The organism is Cupriavidus sp. DL-D2, from assembly GCF_039710735.1.
Classification (GTDB): domain Bacteria; phylum Pseudomonadota; class Gammaproteobacteria; order Burkholderiales; family Burkholderiaceae; genus Cupriavidus.
In genome coordinates this window covers 75,408-92,562 of record NZ_JBDKXK010000004.1, presented here as the reverse complement: position 1 = coordinate 92,562, position 17,155 = coordinate 75,408, and the positions used below count along the sequence as shown (strand labels likewise).

Below are 17,155 nucleotides of genomic sequence, written 5' to 3'. Positions count from 1 at the left end.
AGGCATCAAACCCCTCTCTGCCCCGACGCATCCGTGGCTGCGTCAGCGTCAAAACCAATCCGGCGATAGTAAAGACCGGCAACTGCCATCGCGCTGCCCGAAATCAAAGGCGGGAACGACTCCCATGCCAACGACAGGGGATCGTTCCAGTAACGTGGCAATGCACTCGGCCTCGTGACGCTTCGGGAAAAATGGGCATAAAAAAACCCCGGCGCAAGGCCGGGGTCAAACTCCTGAGAGAAGATTCCCAATCAGCTCTCCAGCACAACTCTGTTGTCGGGCATCAGCCTTCGTAGGCGGTCTCGCCGTGCGAGGTGATGTCCAGGCCTTCGCGCTCTTCCTCTTCCGGCACGCGCAGGCCAATCAGCATGTCCACCAGCTTGAAGGCCACCAGGGCCACCACGCCGGACCACACGATCGTGGTCAGTACGCCTTCGAACTGGATCCACAGTTGACCGGCGATCGAGTAGTCGTCGGCAACCTTGTTCGCCACATAGTCGTAGATGCCCACGCCGCCCAGGCTCGGGGCTGCGAACACGCCGGTCAGCAACGCGCCGACGATACCGCCCACGCCGTGCACGCCGAACACGTCCAGCGAATCGTCCACACCCAGCATGCGCTTCAGGCCACTCACGCCCCACAGGCACACCAGGCCGGCCACCAGGCCCATCACGATCGAACCCATCGGACCGACGAAACCGGCTGCCGGGGTGATGGCCACCAGGCCAGCCACCGCACCCGAGGCACCGCCCAGCATCGACGGCTTGCCCTTGCCGATCCACTCACCGAACGTCCACGACAGCACTGCTGCGCAAGTTGCCAGCAGCGTGTTGACGAAGGCCAGTGCAGCGCCGCCGTTGGCTTCCAGGCCCGAACCGGCGTTAAAGCCGAACCAGCCGAACCACAGCAGCGACGCACCCACCATCGTGAAGGTCAGGCTGTGCGGACGGATCGCTTCGCGGCCGAAGCCGATACGCTTGCCCATCATGAACGCACCGACCAGACCCGCCACAGCGGCGTTGATGTGCACCACGGTGCCGCCTGCGTAGTCGAGCGCGCCCTTCTGGAACAGCCAGCCGGACTTGGCCGTGGCAGCCGTAGCGGCAGCGGCGTCGGTGTACGCATCCGGACCCGGCCAGAACCAGACCATGTGGGCCATGGGGATGTAGGCGAACGTGAACCACAGCACCACGAAGACCAGCACGGCCGAGAACTTGGCGCGCTCGGCGAAGGCGCCGATGATCAGGCCGCAGGTGATGCAGGCAAAGGCGCACTGGAAGGCGAAGAAGCCCAGTTCCGGAATCACCACGCCCTTGCTGAACGTGGCCGTCACCGCATCGGGCGTCAGGCCCTTCATGAACAGCCGATCCACGCCGCCGAAGAATGCGTTGCCCTCGGTGAACGCGAAGCTGTAGCCGTAGATGGCCCACAGCAGCGCCACGACCGAGAAGATCACCAGGCACTGCATCAGCACCGACAGCATGTTCTTCGAGCGGACCAGGCCGCCGTAGAACAGCGCCAGGCCCGGCAGCGTCATCAGGATCACGAAGGCCGTGGCCACCAGCAGCCAGGCGGTGTCACCCTTGTTGGGAACCGGTGCGGGGGCAGCGGCCGGTGCGGCTTCGGCTGCCGGCGCTGCGGCGGGCGCGGCAGGGGCTGCTGCGGCAGCGGCCGGAGCGGCGGCTGCCGCAGCAGGTGCCGAGGCTTCGGCGGCGGGCTTGTCCTGTGCCACCGCGTGGGTGGACAGGCCAAGGCCGGCTGTGCCGAGTGCCAGCGTCACCGCGCCGGCCGTCAGGAATCGCTTGATCCAGGTTTTCATTTCCGTTGCCTCTGTCTCTTGTCTCTCTGGTGTCACAGCGCGTCGCCGCCGGTCTCGCCGGTACGAATGCGGATGACCTGTTCGATCGGCGCGATGAAGATCTTGCCGTCGCCGATCTTGCCGGTGCGGGCGGCTTTCTCCACGGCTTCGATGGCACGCTCCACCACCTCGTCGGGCACTGCCACCTCGATCTTCACCTTGGGCAGGAAGTCGACGATGTATTCCGCGCCGCGATACAGCTCGGTGTGGCCTTTCTGCCGGCCAAAGCCCTTGACCTCGGTCACGGTGATGCCGGACACGCCTACGTCCGAGAGCGCTTCGCGCACCTCGTCGAGCTTGAACGGCTTGATGACTGCAATGATGAGTTTCATCGGGTTTCTCCTCGGGGCGGCCCGGTCAGGCGGGCCGCCATGCCTCAGGGGTGTGGTTTAGAAAGTCTTGGTGATCGATGCCCAGGCGGCGGCCTTGCCGAGATAGCGGCCACGGTTGGCGCTCGTGTAGAACGACTCGCGGGCGTTGGTATCCACATAGGCCACGGCCAGCGAGAAGCCCTTGCCCAGATCCTTGGTCAGGCCCACCTTCCAGTCCGTGTACGAGGCATCGCTGTTGCCGTCCACACGCTGGTAGCCCACGTGGGCATTGAAGGTCAGGTCCCAGAAGTTCAGCGGCACGTTGGCGGTCAGGTCCACGTAGTAGCTGTTCTTGCTGTCCGGAATGCCGAAGAGGTTCGTGACCGAGTGCGAGTACTTCAGGAACACGGGGCCATAGCCAATGCCGGCGTAGAGTTCGGTCGTGTACGGACGGGTGGTCGTGTAGCCGCCCGGGTAGAAGTACTGGAGCACGCCCAGGTCGTAGTTGAACTCAAGTTCGGAGACCTTGAACGTGTTCTTGAAACCGCCGTAGAAGTCCATCTCGACCGGTGCGGACACCGAACCGTCCGAATCCTCGAGCCAGCTGATGCTCGAGTTCCAGTTGCCGAGGTAGAAGCCACTTTCGTGCGCGTAGTCGAACCCGCCCTGGATGGCCGGACGCAGGTTGGTCTGGCTGATACCGCGATAGCGGTAGTCGGACACCAGCGACACGTTGGCCGTGAACGTGTGGGGCGATGCCGGCTCGGCGGCGGGTGCGGCGGGCGTAGCGGCGTCCGGGGCGGTCTGCGCGAACGCGACCGGAGCGGCCAGGCTGAACAGTACCGCAGCGGCGCTGGCTGCAAGGCTCGACGTCTTCATCGGGTTTCCTCCATTTCCTAAAGTCTTAGCGGGCTCGTTTTGAGGGATCTGCTGCTTTATTGCTTTTAGGGTGACGCTCCTGGCCACCATTACTGCAACTGCCATGCCAGCCATGCCGGGCGGGGTCGCCCTGCTTAAGAAACGTCCGAAACAATGTGTCGAAGATATGCAAGAGGCACATATGACGCGCCAGCAACGGGCTACGAAATGTCCTGGATCTGGCAAAAAATCGGGGGCAAGCCTTGCTGGAGCTTTCATGGCGGGCGCTGAAGCGCCATAATCCGCGTCATGAAGGGTCAAGTGCTGCGCGCTTGGCGTCCGGACGTGGAGAACGCATGCCCGGGATCGCCCAAGCAAGCGCGCGCCCCAAGGCGGTGCATCGGAAGGCGAAAAGCGAGGGCGTGATGCCCGGGTTGGCTTCCCCATTTCGGTGCGAACGTGGCCGATGCGCCATGGCATGCACGCCTCGGGGCCACGCGGCACGGGCCTTATCCGAATCGGGTCACCTAAGGAGCGTTACCATGAAACCGACCGATCTGTTCAACGACCTGCAGAGCAAGGTCAGCGAAGCGCTGCGCAACTCGCCGGCCAAGGACATCGAGAAAAATGTCCGCAGCATGATGACCCAGGGCTTTGCGCGGCTGGACCTCGTCACGCGCGAGGAATTCGACGTCCAGTCGCAGGTGCTGGCCCGTACGCGCGCGCGACTGGAAGAACTGGAGGCACGGGTCGCGGCGCTGGAGGCCCGCGCTGGCGCCGGCACGCCGCCGACACCGGGGGTATGAGCCCGAGCGCTCTCCTCTCCCTGCTTCGCCAGAAAGGCCACCGGATTCCGGTGGCCTTTTTCTTTAACACTTCCGAAAAGGTATTCGCCACGGTATGAGTCTCGCCGTCCTCCGCAGCCGCGCGCTGACCGGCATCGAAGCGCCACCGGTATCCGTCGAAATCCACCTCGCCAACGGGTTGCCCGCGTTCAACATCGTCGGGCTGGCCGACACCGAGGTACGCGAAAGCCGGGAGCGTGTACGCGCGGCCCTGCTCAACAGCGATTTCGAGTTTCCCAATCGTCGCATCACGGTCAATCTGGCGCCCGCCGATCTGCCCAAGGAATCGGGCCGGTTCGATCTCGCCATCGCCATGGGCATCCTGGCCGCCAGCGGCCAATTGCCGGTGGAAGCCCTCGACCGCTTTGAATTCGCGGGCGAGTTGTCACTGGCCGGCGACCTGCGCCCGGTGCGTGGCGCGCTGGCCATGGCGATGGGACTGGCGCGCGACAACCAGGCGCGCGCGGCCAACGACCTGCCGCCGCGCGATTTCCTCGTGGCCGCCGAGAATGGCGCGGAGGCAGCGCTGGTAGAGGGCCTGGCGGTGTACGCGGGCAAGACGCTGCGCGCGGTGTGCCATCACGCCGGGCTGCTGCCGGAATGCCGGCTGCCCCGCGCGCGGCCCCCCTTGCGCAGCGAGGTACCGGCCGATGTCCCCGACCTGCGCGACGTGCGCGGACAGATACAGGCCCGGCGGGCCATGGAGGTTGCGGCGGCGGGTCAGCATTCGGTGCTGCTGGTCGGCCCGCCGGGCACGGGCAAGTCGATGCTGGCGCAGCGCTTTCCCGGGCTGCTACCGCCGATGACCGAGGCCGAAGCGCTCGAAGCCGCCGCCGTGCTGAGTCTGACCCCGGGCGGCTTTCATCCTGCGCGATGGGGCCAGCGGCCGTTTCGCAGCCCGCACCACACCGCCAGCGGACCGGCGATGGTCGGCGGCGGCGGCAATCCTCGTCCCGGCGAAATCTCGCTGGCACATCTCGGCGTGCTATTCCTCGACGAGCTTCCTGAATTCGAGCGCCGCGTGCTGGAGGTCCTGCGCGAACCGCTGGAGACCGGCCACATCACGATCTCGCGCGCCGCCGCGCAGACGGACTTCCCCGCCCGGTTCCAGTTCGTGGCCGCGATGAACCCGTGCCCGTGCGGCTACCTTGGTCATCCCACCCGAATGTGTCGCTGCACGCCAGATCAGATCCAGCGCTACCAGTCGCGCATCTCGGGCCCGCTGCTCGACCGCGTGGACCTGCAGATAGAAGTCCCCGCGCAAAACCAGCGCGACATGCTCGACGGCCCACCCGGCGAACCGAGCGAAACGGTGCGTGCCCGCGCCGTCATCGCACGCGACCGCCAACTGGCCCGCCAGGGCATGCCGAACAGCGACCTGTCGGGCCGTGCCATCGACACGCACTGTCCGCTGAACACCGAAGCGCAATCGCTGCTGCGCGGCGCGATGGAAAAACTGGGCTGGTCTGCCCGCGCGTACTTCCGCGTCCTGAAAGTAGCCCGCACGATCGCGGACCTGGACGGCGCGGAAGTTCTCAATGCGAAGCATGTGGCCGAGGCGATCCAGTATCGAAGGGTGTTGCGAACGGGTTAGCGCCAACGAAAAAGCCCGCCAACATTCGGCGGGCCTTCTCGCTTCAGACCGGCGGCTCCAGCGGAGGCGGCGGCGGTTCCTCGATCGGATCCTGGTCGGGTGGGAAGCCGGGTGGCGGCGGATCGCCGGGGCCGGGTTCGCGGTGCGCATGGTAGCGGCCCATCGGAATGGTCTGGGCGCGGGCGATGAGCATCGGGGTCTCCATGGTGAACGGGGTCACTCCCATTGAAGCAAACCCGGACGCGATGTGCCACCCCGGGCTAGGTGGCCGCTCAGGCGTGATGGCGCCGGACGAAGAACAGCGCGGCGCCCACGGCCATCAGCACGCTGCCGAAGAAGCGGTTCTGCCAGCGCACGGCGCGCGCGTTGCGGAACAGGCCCTGCATCCGCGACGCCAGCAGCGCGTAGCCATGCATCACGATCAGATCGACAAAGCACATCGTGGCGGCCAGGATCGCGAGTTGCGGCCCCAGCGCGTGGGCCGGGTCGATGAACTGCGGCAGCACTGCCACCATGAAGATGATGCCCTTGGGGTTGGTCACGTTCGTCAGCAGGCCCGTGGCAAAGCGGCGACGACGGCTCATCACGGCCACGCGCACCGCGCCCGGCGCTGCCTCGGCATCGGTCTCCACCTTCGAGCGCCACTGCTGCACGCCCAGATAGATCAAGTACATCGCGCCAATCGTCTTCACGACGAGGAATGCATCTTCCGATGCCAGCAGCAGCGCGCCGAGTCCGCCCCCGGCAATCAGCAGGATGATGACCAGCCCGGTCTGCAGACCGAGGATCGTGGTCGACGTCTTGCGCAGTCCGTAGGACAGGCCGTGGCTCATCGACAGTACGGCACCGGAACCCGGCGACACAGCGATCACCCAGCACGCCGCAAAATAGGCCAACCAAACTTCCCAACGCATACTGCACTCCCTGATGGATACGACGACGAAACGAATCTAGAACGGATGAAAGCCCGTGAGGAACTGTTCGACCTGCTCGGCCTGGCGCGTATCTCTCGCGGCATCGCCGGCTTCGAGCACCACGGCCTGATAAGCGTGTATTCCGGTTGCCACGAGCCGCGCGGTCAGCCGGCGCGGCGACTGGTCCTGCGGCGAGACGCCAGCCACTGAAACCTCGATGCCCTCCAGCGGCACTGGCGGTTGCGTAGCCGACATGACGGTCACCTGCCTCGCGCGCGCTGGCGTATCGGGATGCGCGCCGAGGTTGGCTACCAGTCCCGCCTGCATGGCATCGATGGCCTCGCGCCGCAATGCCGGATCGTCAACCGGAAGCGTCACCACGCCAACGGCAAACAGTGTGCCGCCGATATTCGCGGCTTCCATCGTCATGGGCAGCTTGCGCCCCGCGATGGAGACATCACGTGCGGCGTTGGTCGGCTTGGCGGGATACATCGCGGCGTACTTGCCATCGTTGGACACAATCGTGCGCCAGTCGTAACGCGGCGAGCAGCCCGCCAGCACAAGCCAGAGCAGGGTGAACAACAGCAGGAAGGACTTCCGGGGGCGGATGTGTGCGGGTGCGGGCATTGGGGGGCGGCGCATTCTGGCGCAAGCCGCTATTATCCGGGAAGCCGCGCGGCCACGCATCCCCTGCCTGTCGCCGGCGTCGCATTTTGTGAGGCCCCCTATGCCAGTTCGCCCCCTGCTCCCCGCCGTCCGGTCCATGCTTGGCACTATGCTGCTGGCTGGTGGTATCGGCGTGGCTAGCGCTGCGGCCCATCTGCCGCCCGTCACCGATATCGCGGCCCAATCGGCCGCCGCAGCCAGGGACGGAGAACCTCTCGTCGTGCTGGTCACGCTGCCGGGCTGCTCCTATTGCGAGACTGTGCGCCGCAACTACCTCGGCCCCCAGCTTGCCGCCGGGGAAATCGCCGCGCGGGAAATCGACATGACAGCCGATACGCCGATTCGCGATGTCGACGGCACGATGACCACGGCCAAGCGTTGGGCGCAGGCCCGCAATATTTCGATGGCCCCGACTGTACTGTTCCTCGACCGCCAGGGCCGCAATCTGGCCAATCCGCTGCGCGGCATGCAGGCCGATTTCTACGGCGCATACCTGGAGCAAGCGCTCGACGAGGCACGCGCGCGCGTATCGGCGCGGTCCGCAGCGCGATGAGGTCACCTGATGCCGATTCAGGCCGGTTGAGGCGCCGCAGCCCCCACATCCGCGCGCGGCAGTAGAATAGCCGCAGTCCGCCGCGTGCTGATTTCCAAAAGGCTGTATCCATGTCCGCCACTACACCCGCAACTTCCCGCAAGCGCTGGCCCATCGCCGCCGCCGTCATCGTCATCGCACTGCTCGGCTTCTTCGGCTATCGCGCCATGACGCCCGCCAGCAGCGTGCCCGACGCCACGTTCACGCTGCTGTCCGGTCAGAAGGTCAGCACCGGAGACCTCAAGGGCAAGGTGTACCTGGTCAATTTCTGGGCCACGAGCTGCGTCACCTGCGTCAAGGAAATGCCGCAGATGATCGATACCTACAAGCAGTTCAAGGACAAGGGACTCGACTTCGTGGCCGTCGCCATGAACTATGACCCACCCATGTACGTAGCGAACTACGCCAAGACGCGGGAGCTGCCGTTCAAGGTGGCAATGGATTCCGATGGCACCAACGCCAAGGCATTCGGCGACGTGCAACTGACACCTACCACCTTTGTCGTGGACAAGAACGGCAAGATCCTCAAGCGCTATGTCGGCGAGCCGGAGTGGGATGCGCTGCACAAGCTGCTGGAAGGGGCGCTGGGGGCGGCGTAGTTCTTCAGATGTTCAATATTCTGGACAGAATCGCTTGTTTTGCATGGAATACTGGACGGCCTCACCAAGTTAAAGGTGCCCATGTGGCACCTTTTTTGTTCTGTGCTTCGACCGCATTTGGTACAACTTGTCTGAATTTGTACCGCTGGCCCTCTCCCCCGGCCCCTCTCCCGCAAGCGGGAGAGGGGAGCAAACCGGCGTGTGAGACAGGACTAACGCCACTAGCTATGCGCTCCCCTCGCCCACTTTTGTGGGAGAGGGGTGGGGGTGAGGGCATGGCGTCCAAATTGCGACGTGTGGTGATTGCACCGCTTACCCTCTCCCCGGCCCCTCTCCCGCAGGCGGGAGAGGGGAGCAGACTGCCGTTTGCGATCACGAGCCTTGCCATCCCAAGCTGTATGGATATACAGTGGGCGCCAGATTTTTTTATTCCTGCCCTCATCCCCCGTGCTGCCGGATCTTGCCCCCGACGCCGATGTTGCCGATCCGGCATCTGACGCCCCCGCCTATCTCGCCCGATTGAATCCGGAGCAGCGTGCTGCCGTGGAGTACGACGGTGATGCGCCGTTGCTGATCATTGCTGGCGCAGGGTCGGGCAAGACCAATACGCTGGCGCATCGCGTGGCGCATCTGGTGGTGGGCGGTGCCGATCCGCGTCGCATCCTGCTGCTCACGTTCTCGCGGCGGGCCGCCGCCGAGATGGGGCGAAGGGTCGAGCGGATCGTCGATCAGGCGCTGGGCACACAGACGGGGGCGGGACGCGCCGCGTTGCAGTGGTCGGGCACGTTCCACGCCATCGGCGCACGGCTGTTGCGCGAATATGCCGAGACACTCGGGCTGGCCCCAACGTTCACGATCAGCGACCGCGGCGATGCGGCCGATCTGATGCATGTGGTGCGGCACGATCTCGGCATGTCCGAGCAGACGTCGCGCTTTCCGCGCAAGGAAACTTGCCTGGCGATCTACTCGCGCGTGGTCAACACGCAGTTGCCGCTCGAAGTGGTGCTGAAAACGCAGTTTCCGCGCTATGCAATGTGGGCCGATGCGCTGAAGACGCTCTTCGCCGGCTACGTGGAGGCCAAGCAGAAGCAGCAGGTGCTCGACTACGACGATCTGCTGCTCTATTGGGCGCAGGCTTTGACTGAGCCCAGCATCGCGCAAGACATGGGCGCGCGTTTCGATCACGTGCTCGTCGACGAGTACCAGGACACCAACGCGCTGCAGGCGTCGATCCTGCTGGCACTCAAGCCGCAGGGCCGTGGTCTGACCGTCGTCGGCGACGACGCGCAATCGATCTACGCATTCCGTGGCGCCACCGTGCGGAACATCCTCGACTTCCCCGCGCAGTTCACGCCCGCCGCGCAGCAGGTCACGCTGTCGCAAAACTATCGATCCACGCAGCCGATCCTGCACGCCGCCAATGCCGTGATCGGTCTCGCTGCCGAGCGTTTCACCAAGGACCTCTGGTCGCTGCGCGAATCGGCGGAGAAGCCCGGCGTGGTGGTGGTCAACGACGAGGCCGATCAGGCGCGTTTCGTCGTGGAACAGGTGCTGGCACGGCGCGAATCGGGGCTCGCGCTGATGCAGCAGGCCGTGCTGTTCCGCGCGGCCGATCACAGTGCGCAAGTGGAGATCGAACTCGCACGCCGCAACATCCCGTTCGTGAAATTCGGCGGCCTGAAGTTTCTGGAATCGACCCACGTCAAGGATGTGATGGCCGTGGTGCGCTGGCTCGAAAATCCGCGCGATCGCATGGCCGGCTTCCGCACGCTGCAGTTACTGCCCGGCGTCGGGCCGAAGACCGCTGCGCGCGTGCTCGAAGGACTGGAGGCCGCCACCGAGCCGCTGCTCGCACTCGAAGCGTTCGAAGCACCGCCCGCCGCCGCGCCTGCATGGGATGACCTGCTCTCGCTGGCGCGCACGTTGATGGCGCCCACCTCGCCGTGGCCTTCGGAATTCGAGCAGGTGGTGGCGTGGTATCTGCCGCATCTGGAACGCATGCATGACGATGCGCCCGCGCGGCAGGCCGACCTGCAGCAGATCGAGCGCATCGCAGCCACGTATGGCTCGCGCGAACGTTTTCTGACTGAATTGACGCTCGATCCCCCGAGCGCATCGAGCGACGAATCCGGCGTGCCGTCACGCGACGAAGACTATCTGATTCTCTCTACAATCCACTCGGCCAAGGGTCAGGAGTGGAAAGCAGTCTACGTGCTCAATGCGGTGGATGGCTGCATGCCATCGGACCTCGCCACGGGCACCACCGAGGAAATCGAGGAAGAACGCCGCCTGCTTTACGTAGCGATGACCCGCGCACGCGATCACCTCGACGTCATCGTGCCACAGCGCTTCTACGTGCATAACCAGGTAGGCTTCGGTGACCGCCACGTCTATGCATCGCGCACGCGCTTCCTGCCAAACCGCGTAATGCCGAATTTCTACAGCCGCTCGTGGCCGCCCCCACCGATGCCCGGCGACGCACCGGCCAAGCCCGCACTGCCGCAGGTGGATCTGGCGGGACGGATGCGGAATATGTGGAAGTAGGGAGGGGCTTTCCTCCCCTCTTCCGCTTCACGGGCGGGGGGGGGGAAGAAAGCGTAGTCGAGCTATAGTCCGTAGCGCTTGATCTTGTCGTACAGCGTGGCCTTGCCCACCTGCAGCAGGTCGGCCGCCTGGCTCACGGCCCCACCGGTGTGCGCGAGCGTGTCCGCGATCACGGCGCGTTCGTAGCGTTCCATACGCTCGCGCAGCGGTGTGGTGTCATCGACGGATTCCGCCTTTGCAGCGGAGCCGCCCTCGGGCACACCCAGCACGAAGCGATCGGCGGCATTGCGCAGCTCGCGCACATTGCCCGGCCAGGGTCGCTGCATCAGTTGCTGGCGTTGCGACTCCGAGAGGATCGGCGCGGGGCGCTGGTAGCGCACGGCCGCCACCAGCGTGAAATGCTCGAACAGCGGCACGATGTCTTCGCGGCGATCGCGCAGCGGCGGTAGCGGAATCGTCACCACGTTGAGCCGGTACAGCAGATCCTGCCGGAAGGCGCCTTGCGCCACCAGCGCTTCCATGTCGCCCTTGGCGGCGGCCACGATGCGCACGTCGATCGGCACCGATGCATTCGATCCCAGCCGCTCCAGCGTGCCCTCCTGCAACACGCGCAACAGCTTGACCTGCAATGCCAGCGGCATGCTCTCGATCTCGTCGAGGAACAGCGTACCGCCCGATGCATGTTCGAGCTTGCCGATGCGGCGCTTGCCCGCGCCCGTGAAGGCGCCCGGCTCGTGGCCGAACATCTCGGACTCGAAAATCGCTTCGGGCACCGCGCCGCAATTCAGCGCGATGAACGGTGCATCGCGGCGCGTTGACAACGCGTGCAGGCTGCGTGCCACCAGTTCCTTGCCCGTACCAGTCTCGCCGTTGATCATCACCGGCACATCGGTCGCTGCCACGTTGGCAATCAGGTCACGCACCTGCCCCATGGCGGGGGAGCGGCCGATGATGCGCGTGCCGGCGGCCTGGCCTGCCAGTTCGCGGCGCAGGGCGAGGTTTTCGAGTTCCAGCGCGCGGCGCTCCAGTGCGCGGCGTACCGTCTCGGTCAACCGGTCGGCGCCGAATGGCTTCTCGATGAAGTCGTACGCCCCTTCGCGCATGGCCTGCACGGCCATCGTGATATCGCCATGGCCGGTGACGAGGATCACGGGCACACCGGGCGCCACGTTGCGGCTGTGCTGGAGCAAGTCGAGTCCCGATGTGCCACCGAGCCGCACATCGGTCACCAGGACGCCGGGGAAATCCGCACTCAGATGCGGCATGGCCGCTTCCGCCGATGGCAGCGCCAATACCGCAAACCCGGCCAGTTCCAGGCTCTGCGCCGTGGCCTGGCGCACCAGGGGTTCGTCTTCCACGAACAGCACGCGCAGTCCGTCTTGCATCGCCATCATGTCCCTGTCCTCGTCATGCGCATGTCGATCTCATGCGGCCACCGGCTGCCGCGCCCGCCGCAGCGTCACTACGAACTCCGCCCCGCCCTCTGCCAGGTTGCCGGCCGTCAATTGACCGCTGAACTCCCGCACGATCGACGACGAGATGGCGAGTCCAAGACCCAGCCCCTGGCCGATCTCCTTGGTCGTGAAAAACGGTTCGAACAGGCGCGGCAAGGCTTCCGGTGCGATGCCCGGGCCGTTGTCGCGCACGGCAATGCGCACGCGCTCTTCCGCCGCTTCCACGGTCACGTCGATGTGACCATCGGGCCGGCCTTCGCCAGCAATGGCGTCGAGCGCGTTGCCAACGAGGTTGAGTAGTACTTGTTCGAGCTTCAATTCATCGGCCCAGACGCCGAGGTCCGGGCAGTCTTCCAGACCATGCACGGCCAGCGTGGTGGTGCCGAGCCGGGGCGCAATCAGTTGCAGCACATGATCGATGGCCGCGCGGACCTGCACCGCATTGCGCCGCTGCCGTGCCTTGCCTGCGAACAGCTTGAGCTGGCTGGTGATCTTGCCCATGCGCTCGGTGAGTCCGGCGATGGCCGTGAGATTGCCTGTGGCCGCGTCGAGCTGCCCGCGCTCCAGCAGCACGCGCGTGTTATCCGAGAACGTGCGCAGCGCCGCCAGCGGCTGGTTCAGTTCATGCGTGATGCCGGCCGCCATCTGTCCCAGTGCCGCGAGCTTGCTGGCCTGTACGAGTTCGTCCTGCGTGGCGCGCAGTTCGCTCTCGGCGCGCGTGCGTTCGGCCACTTCGCCTTCGAGTTGTTCGTTGATGGCCATGAGGTCGGCGGTACGCGCCTCCACGCGACGCTCCAGTTCGTCATAGGCCGCTTCGAGCAGGCGTCGGCTGTACTGCATGTCCCGCGCGCGCTGGCGGCGCTGGCGCAGGTTCACCAGCAGCAGGCACACGCACGCATAGGCGAGCGCCGCGCCGATGGTGGCGCCACGCGCACTGGCCAGCACCGGGTCGAGCGGCGCCATGACCTGCATGTTCCAGCCTGCCGGCCCCACCGAGCGGTTGATTTCGAGATAGCGGTCCGCGCCGTCCGCAGAGAGTCCGAAGCGCATGCCGGCCCCGTCCATGCCATCGGGCACGTCGGGCGCGCCGCGCTCGGCATTGCCCACGCGCACCAGGCGCTCGCCGTCACTCAGCGTGGCATTGGCCAGCCAGCGCGTGACCGGCGAATCGAGCGGCTGCAGCGGCAACGGGCGCACATCCACATCGTGATACTGGCGGCTGTTGACGATTTCCGCCTGCAGGTCGCGTGGCAGCGGACGCAGCGTGCGGTACTGCCATCCGGGCACCGATGAGAGGAAGATCACGCCATGATCGTCGGAAACCAGCAGCGGCTCGCCACGTCCCGATCCGGCGCGCTGGAACCACTCCAGGTTCAGCTTCACGACCGTAACGCCGATGAACTTGCCACCTGCCTCGATCGGCTGGGCGATGTAGTAGCCCGGTTCGTCGCTGGTGATGCCGATGGCGTAGAAACGCCCGATCTCGCCACGCGCGGCGCGTTGGAAGTACGGACGGAAGCGGTAGTCGGTGCCCACGAAGCTGCCGGGCTCGCCGTGGTTGCTGGCCGCCAGTGCAATGCCATTGGCGGCGATCACATAGGTGGCCGAGGCGCGTGCGCGCCGATTGACATCGACAAGGTAGTCGTTGACCGCGGCAATGCGCGCGGGGTCCTGCGGCGAGGCCAGCAATGCGCGCACCGAGGGGTGCAGCGACACCAGCGCTGGCAGGAATTCGTAGCGGTCGAGCGTGGATTCGAGCGTGGCGGCGTAGCGATCCGCGCGCATGGCGGTGGACTGTTGCAGCGCCGCAATGCCACGCTGCACCGACAGCAGCCACGTCAGCGAGCAGAGGATCAGCAGCCCCGCCAGCAGCGCGACGGCGAATCCCCACCAGCGCGAGCCGTTCTCCGGCGCGTGCAGTGCGTCGGGGGCGGTGGGGTCGTGCACGGCGAGGAAGTCGTCGGAATGGGGCATCGATGGGCGCGGAAGCTCTCGCGCCGATGATACCCGCTGGCCGGACTGACCGCCGCCCGGCCCGGCTTCCCCGCTGCCCGCGGGAGAGGCCGCCTCCCCGGGGGGCGCGGCCAGCGTCACGTCAGCGGGCGTCGGCGAGCGCGACGCTGTCATCGTCGCCACCCTGCAGCACGCGGTTCAGGCGCGCACGGTCGAGTTCGCGTTCCCAGGCAGACACCACCACGGTGGCCACGCCGTTGCCGACGATGTTGGTCAGCGCGCGGCACTCGCTCATGAAGCGGTCGATACCAAGGATCAGCACCATGCCCGCCACCGGAATCGTCGGCACCACGGCCAGCGTGGCCGCCAGCGTGATGAAGCCCGAGCCGGTCACGCCGCTGGCGCCCTTGGACGTGATCATGGCCACACCGAGGATCGTCAGTTGCTGCAGCAGCGTCAGCTCGATATTGGTGGCCTGCGCGATGAAGATCACCGCCATCGTCATGTAGATGTTGGTGCCGTCGAGATTGAACGAGTAACCGGTCGGCACAACCAGGCCCACCACGGACTTCGAGCAGCCCAGCTTCTCCATCTTCTCCATCAGGTGCGGCAGCGCGGCTTCAGACGAGCTCGTGCCCAGCACGATCAGCAGCTCTTCCTTGATGTACGCGATGAAGCGGATGATCGAGAAGCCCGTCAGGCGCGCCACGGTGCCCAGCACCACCAGCACGAACACGATGGCCGTGAAGTAGAACGTGCCGATCAGCTTCAGCAGCGGCACCAGCGAGCCCAGGCCGTACTTGCCGATGGTGAATGCCATGGCACCGAAAGCACCGATCGGTGCCACCTTGGTGATCACATGGACGATGTGGAAGAACACCTTCGACACCTGATCCACCATCTCGTGGATCACGCGCGCGCGGTCACCCACGATGGCCAGCGCCGAACCGAAGAACAGCGAGACCAGCAGGATCTGCAGGATGTCGCCGTTGGCGAACGCGCTGAAGATCGTGTCCGGGATGATGTGCATGAAGAACTCGACCGTGCTCTGGCCGTGCGCCTTCGAGACGTACTGCGAGATCGACTTGGTGTCCAGCGTGGCCGGATCGATGTTGAAGCCGACGCCGGGCTTCAACACATGCGATGCGATCAGACCGATCAGCAGCGCGAACGTGGAGACGATTTCGAAGTAGAGCAGCGCCTTGCCGCCTACGCGTCCCACCTTCTTCATGTCGCGCATGCCGGCAATGCCGGACACCACGGTACAGAAAATGATCGGGCCGATGATCATCTTGATCAGCTTGATGAAGGCATCGCCGAGCGGCTTCATTTCCACGCCGGTCTGCGGCGCGAAATGGCCGAGCATGATGCCCACGGCAATCGCGAACAGAACCTGGACGTACAGGATCTTGTAGAAGGGTTTCCTCATGGTGTCTTCCTCGGTGTGTTTGACCGGTGCCGGGCGCTCGGAAGGCGCCCACGTCGCGCGCCTCGGGCGCGTCTGCTGTAACTAATTGCAACGGCCATGCCAACGCCCGGCGAATCCACAAGCCCTTGATTTCAAAGGAAAACCCTTTTCAACGCCCGCGCAGCCTTTCCGGCGTTCCGGAATTCCGGAATCGGGGCTTCCGGAGATTCGGACAGTGACAATGCTGTCGATGCCCCCAAAAGTGGCGCATCGGGCATCAAATCTCCATGAAAGCCAGGTTTCCACGCGCAGATGCCGGTCCCGGGTGCCATGCGCACATCGTCGATTCCGGAATTCCGGTCGCCGTCCGCATGCGGATGCGCCGGCACGAACACGTATAATTCCGACCTTTCCCGATTCCGCCGCGCGCGGCTGCCAGCCTCATGCCGCTGGTGCCTCGATTGCCGGCTCGCCGTCATGAGCAGCTACTACAAACACCACGTCTTCTTCTGCCTGAACGAGCGCGACGACGGCAAGGCCTGCTGTGCCGACCACAATGCCAAGGCCATGCAGGAGTACGCCAAGAAGCGCTGCAAGCAACTGGGCATTGCCGGGGCCGAAGGCCGCGTGCGCATCAACAAGGCGGGTTGCCTGAACCGTTGTGAACTCGGCCCGGTGCTGGTGGTCTACCCCGAGGCCGTCTGGTACACGTTCGTCGACGAGCAGGACATCGACGAGATCATCGACAGCCATCTGGTCAACGGCGTCCCCGTCGAACGACTGATGGTGGATCACTGATCCGCACCACGCGCCCGCGCCGGGTCCAAAGCCCGGTTTTTTGTTGTGCCGCTGCCTGTCGTCCAGTCGTTCCGTAGATCCGTAGCCCCCTGCCCCTGCCACCATGAACGCGCATACCCAGGTCACCACCATCGCCGGCCCCGTCGGCGCCATCGATATCTCGATCGATCTGCCGCAGAACGAACCCGTGCGCGGGCTGGCGCTCGTGGCGCATCCGCATCCGCTGTTTGCCGGCACCAAGGACAACAAGGTGGCGCAGACGCTGGCGCGCACCTTCGTCGCGCTCGGCTATGCCACGGTGCGTCCGAACTTCCGTGGCGTGGGCAATACCGAGGGCGAGCATGACAAGGGCATCGGCGAGCAGGACGACCTGTTGGCCGTGATCGACTGGATGCGCACGCAGACCGCGTGGTCCGCAGACGCAGCTTCGCTGCCGTTGGCGCTGGGCGGTTTCTCCTTCGGCAGCTTCGTGCAGACGCACGTGGGGCGCCGCCTGGCCGAGGCGGGTACGCCCGCGCAGCGGCTGGTGCTGGTGGGCACGGCCACGAGCCGCTGGGAGGTGGCTACCGTGCCGGCCGACACCATCGTGATCCATGGCGAGCAGGACGAGACCGTGGCACTGGCCAGCGTGCTGGACTGGGCGCGGCCACAGGAACTGCCGGTCATCGTCATTCCCGGCGCCGACCATTTCTTTCATCGCAAGCTGCACCTGATCAAGCAGCTCGTTGTCAACGCGTGGGTACGGTGATTCGTCCCGTCCG

At 65.4% G+C, this 17,155-nt stretch carries 16 protein-coding genes; 7 read left to right on the top strand and 9 right to left on the bottom strand.

Annotated features, from left to right (window positions below; all coding sequences use genetic code 11):
* Nucleotides 1-283 precede the first annotated feature (283 nt).
* From amt to ABDB81_RS03300, 3 genes are read right to left on the bottom strand one after another with little or no spacing between them, the layout of a single operon-like run.
* A complete protein-coding gene (gene amt / locus ABDB81_RS03310; RefSeq protein ID WP_160471315.1) occupies nucleotides 284-1,819 on the bottom strand; it encodes an ammonium transporter in 1,536 nt (511 codons plus the stop codon).
* Nucleotides 1,820-1,851: 32 nt separating this feature from the next.
* Nucleotides 1,852-2,190 (bottom strand): P-II family nitrogen regulator, encoded by a 339-nt coding sequence (locus ABDB81_RS03305; protein ID WP_137925945.1) that lies wholly within the window; start codon nucleotides 2,188-2,190, stop codon nucleotides 1,852-1,854.
* Between the two features lie 57 nt (nucleotides 2,191-2,247).
* Complete coding sequence (locus ABDB81_RS03300) at nucleotides 2,248-3,048, bottom strand: TorF family putative porin (protein ID WP_137925944.1); 801 nt, start codon at nucleotides 3,046-3,048, stop codon at nucleotides 2,248-2,250.
* A 521-nt stretch (nucleotides 3,049-3,569) separates the two neighbouring features.
* Here ABDB81_RS03300 and ABDB81_RS03295 point away from each other — a divergent pair.
* Both ABDB81_RS03295 and ABDB81_RS03290 read left to right on the top strand, forming a co-directional pair.
* Nucleotides 3,570-3,833, top strand: a complete 264-nt coding sequence (locus tag ABDB81_RS03295; RefSeq protein WP_137925943.1) for an accessory factor UbiK family protein — start codon at nucleotides 3,570-3,572, stop codon at nucleotides 3,831-3,833.
* A gap of 94 nt (nucleotides 3,834-3,927) precedes the next feature.
* Entirely contained in the window at nucleotides 3,928-5,466 is a 1,539-nt protein-coding gene (locus tag ABDB81_RS03290; protein WP_346809781.1) for a YifB family Mg chelatase-like AAA ATPase, read from the top strand.
* Nucleotides 5,467-5,509: 43 nt separating this feature from the next.
* On the opposite strand, the gene ABDB81_RS03285 is transcribed toward ABDB81_RS03290, so the two are convergent.
* From ABDB81_RS03285 to ABDB81_RS03275, 3 genes are all read right to left on the bottom strand, one after another.
* A complete protein-coding gene (locus ABDB81_RS03285; RefSeq protein WP_160471311.1) occupies nucleotides 5,510-5,659 on the bottom strand; it encodes a hypothetical protein in 150 nt (49 codons plus the stop codon).
* Nucleotides 5,660-5,738: 79 nt separating this feature from the next.
* Nucleotides 5,739-6,380 (bottom strand): LysE family transporter, encoded by a 642-nt coding sequence (locus ABDB81_RS03280; protein ID WP_137925941.1) that lies wholly within the window; start codon nucleotides 6,378-6,380, stop codon nucleotides 5,739-5,741.
* Between the two features lie 36 nt (nucleotides 6,381-6,416).
* A complete protein-coding gene (locus ABDB81_RS03275; protein ID WP_249359453.1) occupies nucleotides 6,417-7,007 on the bottom strand; it encodes a hypothetical protein in 591 nt (196 codons plus the stop codon).
* Nucleotides 7,008-7,143: 136 nt separating this feature from the next.
* Between ABDB81_RS03275 and ABDB81_RS03270 the strand changes: the two genes are divergently transcribed.
* The 3 genes from ABDB81_RS03270 (at nucleotide 7,144) to ABDB81_RS03260 (ending at nucleotide 10,781) form a co-directional block, all read left to right on the top strand.
* Entirely contained in the window at nucleotides 7,144-7,599 is a 456-nt protein-coding gene (locus tag ABDB81_RS03270) for a thioredoxin fold domain-containing protein (protein WP_171020432.1), read from the top strand.
* Between the two features lie 110 nt (nucleotides 7,600-7,709).
* Nucleotides 7,710-8,237 carry a TlpA disulfide reductase family protein gene (locus ABDB81_RS03265; protein WP_346809779.1) on the top strand — a complete coding sequence of 176 codons (528 nt, stop codon included), beginning with the start codon at nucleotides 7,710-7,712 and terminating at the stop codon, nucleotides 8,235-8,237.
* Nucleotides 8,238-8,684: 447 nt separating this feature from the next.
* Nucleotides 8,685-10,781, top strand: a complete 2,097-nt coding sequence (locus ABDB81_RS03260; RefSeq protein ID WP_346809777.1) for an ATP-dependent helicase — start codon at nucleotides 8,685-8,687, stop codon at nucleotides 10,779-10,781.
* A gap of 62 nt (nucleotides 10,782-10,843) precedes the next feature.
* Here the strand turns inward: ABDB81_RS03260 and ABDB81_RS03255 are convergent, their stop codons facing one another.
* The 3 genes from ABDB81_RS03255 to ABDB81_RS03245 all read right to left on the bottom strand — a co-directional run bounded on the left by ABDB81_RS03255 (nucleotide 10,844) and on the right by ABDB81_RS03245 (nucleotide 15,617).
* Nucleotides 10,844-12,166 (bottom strand): sigma-54 dependent transcriptional regulator, encoded by a 1,323-nt coding sequence (locus ABDB81_RS03255; RefSeq protein WP_346810013.1) that lies wholly within the window; start codon nucleotides 12,164-12,166, stop codon nucleotides 10,844-10,846.
* A 39-nt stretch (nucleotides 12,167-12,205) separates the two neighbouring features.
* The gene (locus tag ABDB81_RS03250; protein ID WP_346809775.1) at nucleotides 12,206-14,209 is read right to left on the bottom strand and encodes a sensor histidine kinase; all 2,004 of its coding nucleotides are present in this window, start codon (nucleotides 14,207-14,209) and stop codon (nucleotides 12,206-12,208) included.
* 121 nt (nucleotides 14,210-14,330) lie between these two features.
* Nucleotides 14,331-15,617 carry a dicarboxylate/amino acid:cation symporter gene (locus ABDB81_RS03245; RefSeq protein ID WP_160471304.1) on the bottom strand — a complete coding sequence of 429 codons (1,287 nt, stop codon included), beginning with the start codon at nucleotides 15,615-15,617 and terminating at the stop codon, nucleotides 14,331-14,333.
* A 456-nt stretch (nucleotides 15,618-16,073) separates the two neighbouring features.
* On the opposite strand from ABDB81_RS03245, the gene ABDB81_RS03240 reads away from it, so the two are divergent.
* Both ABDB81_RS03240 and ABDB81_RS03235 read left to right on the top strand, forming a co-directional pair.
* Nucleotides 16,074-16,394 (top strand): NAD(P)H-dependent oxidoreductase subunit E, encoded by a 321-nt coding sequence (locus ABDB81_RS03240; protein ID WP_137925935.1) that lies wholly within the window; start codon nucleotides 16,074-16,076, stop codon nucleotides 16,392-16,394.
* Nucleotides 16,395-16,497: 103 nt separating this feature from the next.
* The gene (locus ABDB81_RS03235) at nucleotides 16,498-17,142 is read left to right on the top strand and encodes an alpha/beta hydrolase (RefSeq protein ID WP_160471303.1); all 645 of its coding nucleotides are present in this window, start codon (nucleotides 16,498-16,500) and stop codon (nucleotides 17,140-17,142) included.
* Nucleotides 17,143-17,155 lie beyond the last annotated feature (13 nt).

What these genes read in the sequence shown, in the direction of transcription:
- ABDB81_RS03295 (WP_137925943.1), top strand. Translation starts at nt 3,570, where the DNA reads ATGAAACCGACCGATCTGTTCAACGACCTGCAGAGCAAGGTCAGCGAA.
- ABDB81_RS03250 (WP_346809775.1), bottom strand. Translation starts at nt 14,209, where the DNA reads ATGCCCCATTCCGACGACTTCCTCGCCGTGCACGACCCCACCGCCCCC.
- ABDB81_RS03275 (WP_249359453.1), bottom strand. Translation starts at nt 7,007, where the DNA reads ATGCCCGCACCCGCACACATCCGCCCCCGGAAGTCCTTCCTGCTGTTG.
- ABDB81_RS03245 (WP_160471304.1), bottom strand. Translation starts at nt 15,617, where the DNA reads ATGAGGAAACCCTTCTACAAGATCCTGTACGTCCAGGTTCTGTTCGCG.
- ABDB81_RS03300 (WP_137925944.1), bottom strand. Translation starts at nt 3,048, where the DNA reads ATGAAGACGTCGAGCCTTGCAGCCAGCGCCGCTGCGGTACTGTTCAGC.
- ABDB81_RS03265 (WP_346809779.1), top strand. Translation starts at nt 7,710, where the DNA reads ATGTCCGCCACTACACCCGCAACTTCCCGCAAGCGCTGGCCCATCGCC.
- ABDB81_RS03270 (WP_171020432.1), top strand. Translation starts at nt 7,144, where the DNA reads ATGCTTGGCACTATGCTGCTGGCTGGTGGTATCGGCGTGGCTAGCGCT.
- ABDB81_RS03280 (WP_137925941.1), bottom strand. Translation starts at nt 6,380, where the DNA reads ATGCGTTGGGAAGTTTGGTTGGCCTATTTTGCGGCGTGCTGGGTGATC.
- ABDB81_RS03235 (WP_160471303.1), top strand. Translation starts at nt 16,498, where the DNA reads ATGAACGCGCATACCCAGGTCACCACCATCGCCGGCCCCGTCGGCGCC.
- ABDB81_RS03305 (WP_137925945.1), bottom strand. Translation starts at nt 2,190, where the DNA reads ATGAAACTCATCATTGCAGTCATCAAGCCGTTCAAGCTCGACGAGGTG.
- ABDB81_RS03290 (WP_346809781.1), top strand. Translation starts at nt 3,928, where the DNA reads ATGAGTCTCGCCGTCCTCCGCAGCCGCGCGCTGACCGGCATCGAAGCG.
- ABDB81_RS03240 (WP_137925935.1), top strand. Translation starts at nt 16,074, where the DNA reads ATGAGCAGCTACTACAAACACCACGTCTTCTTCTGCCTGAACGAGCGC.
- ABDB81_RS03285 (WP_160471311.1), bottom strand. Translation starts at nt 5,659, where the DNA reads ATGCTCATCGCCCGCGCCCAGACCATTCCGATGGGCCGCTACCATGCG.
- ABDB81_RS03255 (WP_346810013.1), bottom strand. Translation starts at nt 12,166, where the DNA reads ATGCAAGACGGACTGCGCGTGCTGTTCGTGGAAGACGAACCCCTGGTG.
- amt (WP_160471315.1), bottom strand. Translation starts at nt 1,819, where the DNA reads ATGAAAACCTGGATCAAGCGATTCCTGACGGCCGGCGCGGTGACGCTG.